Source organism: Williamsia sp. (assembly GCF_016462415.1).
Classification (GTDB): Bacteria; Actinomycetota; Actinomycetes; order Mycobacteriales; family Mycobacteriaceae; genus Williamsia_A.
In genome coordinates, this window is sequence record NZ_JAEMTF010000195.1 from 1 (window position 1) to 3,271 (window position 3,271).

At 71.8% G+C, this 3,271-nt stretch carries 4 protein-coding genes and 1 pseudogene; all 5 read left to right on the plus strand.

The features are described from left to right. Window positions 1-455: pseudogene (locus JHC79_RS23090) on the plus strand (hypothetical protein); the annotation flags it as partial. Beyond that, window positions 452-1,660 carry a TadA family conjugal transfer-associated ATPase gene (locus tag JHC79_RS23095; protein WP_296395315.1) on the plus strand — a complete coding sequence of 403 codons (1,209 nt, stop codon included), beginning with the start codon at window positions 452-454 and terminating at the stop codon, window positions 1,658-1,660. The pseudogene JHC79_RS23090 and the gene JHC79_RS23095, both read left to right, overlap by 4 nt. Continuing rightward, entirely contained in the window at window positions 1,657-2,469 is an 813-nt protein-coding gene (locus JHC79_RS23100) for a type II secretion system F family protein (protein WP_296395317.1), read from the plus strand. Before JHC79_RS23095 ends, JHC79_RS23100 begins: the two co-directional genes overlap by 4 nt. Further along, window positions 2,466-3,062: a type II secretion system F family protein gene (locus JHC79_RS23105; RefSeq protein WP_296395320.1), complete on the plus strand. Its 597-nt coding sequence runs from the start codon at window positions 2,466-2,468 to the stop codon at window positions 3,060-3,062. The genes JHC79_RS23100 and JHC79_RS23105 overlap by 4 nt, the downstream gene beginning before the upstream one ends. Before the next feature lie 51 nt (window positions 3,063-3,113). Continuing rightward, on the plus strand, window positions 3,114-3,271 hold a 158-nt coding region (locus tag JHC79_RS23110), incomplete at its 3' end, for a DUF4244 domain-containing protein (protein WP_296395323.1).

The window sequence follows — 3,271 nt, forward strand, 5'->3', positions numbered from 1 at the left end:
TGTGCCCGCGTCGCGGGGACGTGCGGCCGGTCGGTGTCGAGGCGGTGACGTCGGTGATCGACGCCGGCCGTGAGAACGGGGACATCGTCGTCGTCGACCTGCCGCGCCGGGCGACATCGCTCGTCGACGCTGTGGTCGAGTCGGTGGACCTGGTGGTCGTGATCACCTCGGCCACCGTCCACGGCTGCGCGGCCACCCGGGAAGCATCGGCGCGCATGGCCGTCCGCACCGAACGGGTCGGGTGCGTGGTCCGCGGACCCGCGCCGGGCGGTCTGTCGGCGCACCACATCGCCGACGCTGCCGGTCTCCCGTTGATCGCCGGCATGCGGTCGGAGCGCGGACTGGTTGCCGCTCTCGAATCCGGGGCACTCTCGCTGCGGCCGCGGTCTGCGCTGGCGCGCACCGCCGACCGCGTTCTCGACCGACTCGCCGACTCCGCGGGATACCTCGCATGACCGGGCTGACCGATCAACGCGCGGATCTGCTGGTCCGTGTGCGCGAGCGACTGGCGTCGGAGTCCGCTGATCCCACGCCGCAGGTGATGGCGGACGCGATTCGGGCCGAGTCCGGGGGAGTGTTGGGCGACACCGATCTGCTCGAGGCGCTGCGGTTCCTGCAGACCGAACTCGTCGGGGCCGGGCGCCTCGAAGACCTGCTGGCCGACCCCGATGTCGCCGACATCCTCGTCGTCGGTCCCGATCAGGTCTGGGTCGATCGTGGGGTCGGGCTACGCCGCAGCGATGTCCGTTTCACCGACGACGCGGCGGTGCGTCGGCTGGCCGTCCGCCTCGCACTGGGGGCGGGTAAGCGACTCGACGACGCCGCGCCGTGGGTCGACGGCCAGCTGAGCAACGTCGGCCGCCGTGGATACAGCGTTCGTCTGCACGCGGTGATCCCGCCGATCAGTGTCGACGGGACGTGTCTGTCGCTGCGGGTCCTGCGACCGGCCACTCAGCATCTCGACGCATTGATCGACCGCGGCGCGATCCCACCGGAGATCGCCGCGACCGTGGCGTCGGTCATCGACGCACGCCTGACGTTCCTGATCGTCGGCGGAACCGGCGCAGGCAAGACAACGATGCTCAGCGCCATGTTGGGGCGGGTGGATCCGGCCGAACGGATCCTGTGCGTCGAGGACGCGGTCGAGCTCGCACCCGACCATCCCCACGTCGTGCGACTCGTCGCTAGGACCGCGAACGTCGAGGGCGTCGGCGCGGTGGCCGTCCGCGACCTCGTCCGACAGGCGTTGCGGATGCGCCCCGACCGGATCGTCGTCGGTGAGGTGCGCGGAGCCGAGGTGGTCGACCTGCTCACCGCCCTGAACACCGGTCACGAGGGATGCGCGGGGACGCTGCACGCGAACTCGACCACCGAGGTCCCCGCCCGCATGGAGGCGCTCGCCGCACTCGGCGGCATGGACCGCGCCGCGTTGCACAGCCAGCTCGCCGCCGCGGTCCACATCGTCATCGGGGTCGCGCGGGACGCCGACGGACGCCGCGGGGTGACGGAGATCGGACTGGTGACGCGCGGCACCGACGGTCTGGTGCGGATCGAGCCGGTCTGGTTGCGCGACAGCGGTTTCACCGACGCCCGCGCCGATCTCGACCGGCTGGTCGCGTCCCGGTCGCCGCGGACGGTGTCGGAACCGGTGTCGAGATGAGTGCCCTGTTGGCCGGGGTGGCCGCGATGCTGCTGTTGTGGCCGCAGGCCCGACCGACGGCGCGGCTGCGGGGGTTGGCAGGTCGGGTCGGTCGTCGCCGCGGTCTGCCAGGTGCGCCGGTACTCGTCGCCGTGGGGGCCTGTGTGACCGTGTTCGTCGTGGTCGGGCCGGCGGCGACCATCGCCGCGGGCATCGCGGCGGCGACCGTCCACCACCGGATGGCCCTGCAGCGTAGGACCTCTGAGCTCGACGCCGGGCTCGGTCTGCTGTTGGATGCGGTCGCGGTGATGATCGCGGAGTTGTCGGTGGGCGCCCATCCCGCGCGTGCGTGTCGTCAGGCAGCCGACGACGTGTCCCGTGGAGAGGTCGGCGAGGCCGCCGTCGTGGCCGGCGTGCTGACACAGATGGCCGGACGGGCCGAGCTGGGTGGTGATGTCGCGGAGGGGATCGAGGGCGCAGGACTGACGCACCAGTCGTCCTGGGACCGGGTGGCCGTCGCATGGCGGACCGCCGAGCGGCACGGGCTTCCGATGGCCGATCTGCTCGGCGCTGTGCGTGACGATCTCGTGGCCCGTCGACGGTTCGCCGAGCGCACCCGAGCGGCCCTGGCGGGTGCTCGCGCCACCGCGACCGTCCTCGCGCTGCTGCCGCTGCTCGGCATCGGTCTCGGTCAGGCGATGGGCGCGCGACCGCTGGCGATCCTGTTCGGGGGAGGACTCGGTGGAGCGCTGCTGGTCATCGGCACCGCGCTGGTGGCGACGGGCCTGTGGTGGACCGAACGCATCACGGCGAAGGTGATGCGCCCGTGAGCGGGGTGTGGGTGTTGGCAGGCCTGTGCGCGATGGTCGGACTGTGGATCATCCCAGCACCCCGGTGGCGGCTGTACCGGATCGATCCGCCGCCGCGGACCGTGCGCGAGGCGCGGTGGCTCGGGGTCACCAGGGACCGAGACGATCCGTTCGCCAACGCGGCCGGCTACGACCTGTTCGCGGTGTGTCTGCGTTCGGGGATGCCGGTCGCCGCCGCGGCCGAGGTCGTGTCGCACTCCGCGCCGGTGGAGATGGCCCGGACATTGCGTCGGGCGTCGGAGCTGCTGGGGCTGGGCGCCGATCCGGCGCACGCCTGGGAGGTACCGGCGGACGCGCCGGCATCGTCGGTGTCGTTGAGCGCGATGGCCCGTCGGTCTGCGCGAGCGGGTTCGTCGCCGGTGCGAGGGCTACGCGAACTCGCCGAGACCCAACGCGCTGCGGCGCAGGACAATGCCGCTGCTGCAGCCGAGCGCGCAGGGGTGGCGATCTCCGGGCCGCTCGGCCTGTGTTTCCTGCCCGCGTTCGTCTGCCTCGGCATCGTCCCGGTGGTGGTCGGGCTGGCGGGCAACGTACTCGACGGCGGGTTGCTGTGACAGAAGAACTTCGCGACGGAACACGCCGTCGCGGGCACGAGGGGAGACATGATGGTGAACAGGGTGATTCGGGATCTGCAGACACGGGTGATGATTGTCGCCACCGACGACGAGGGCATGTCCACGGCCGAATACGCGATCGGCACGATCGCCGCGGCGGCGTTCGGGGCCATCCTCTACACGGTGGTCACCGGCGACAACATCGTCTC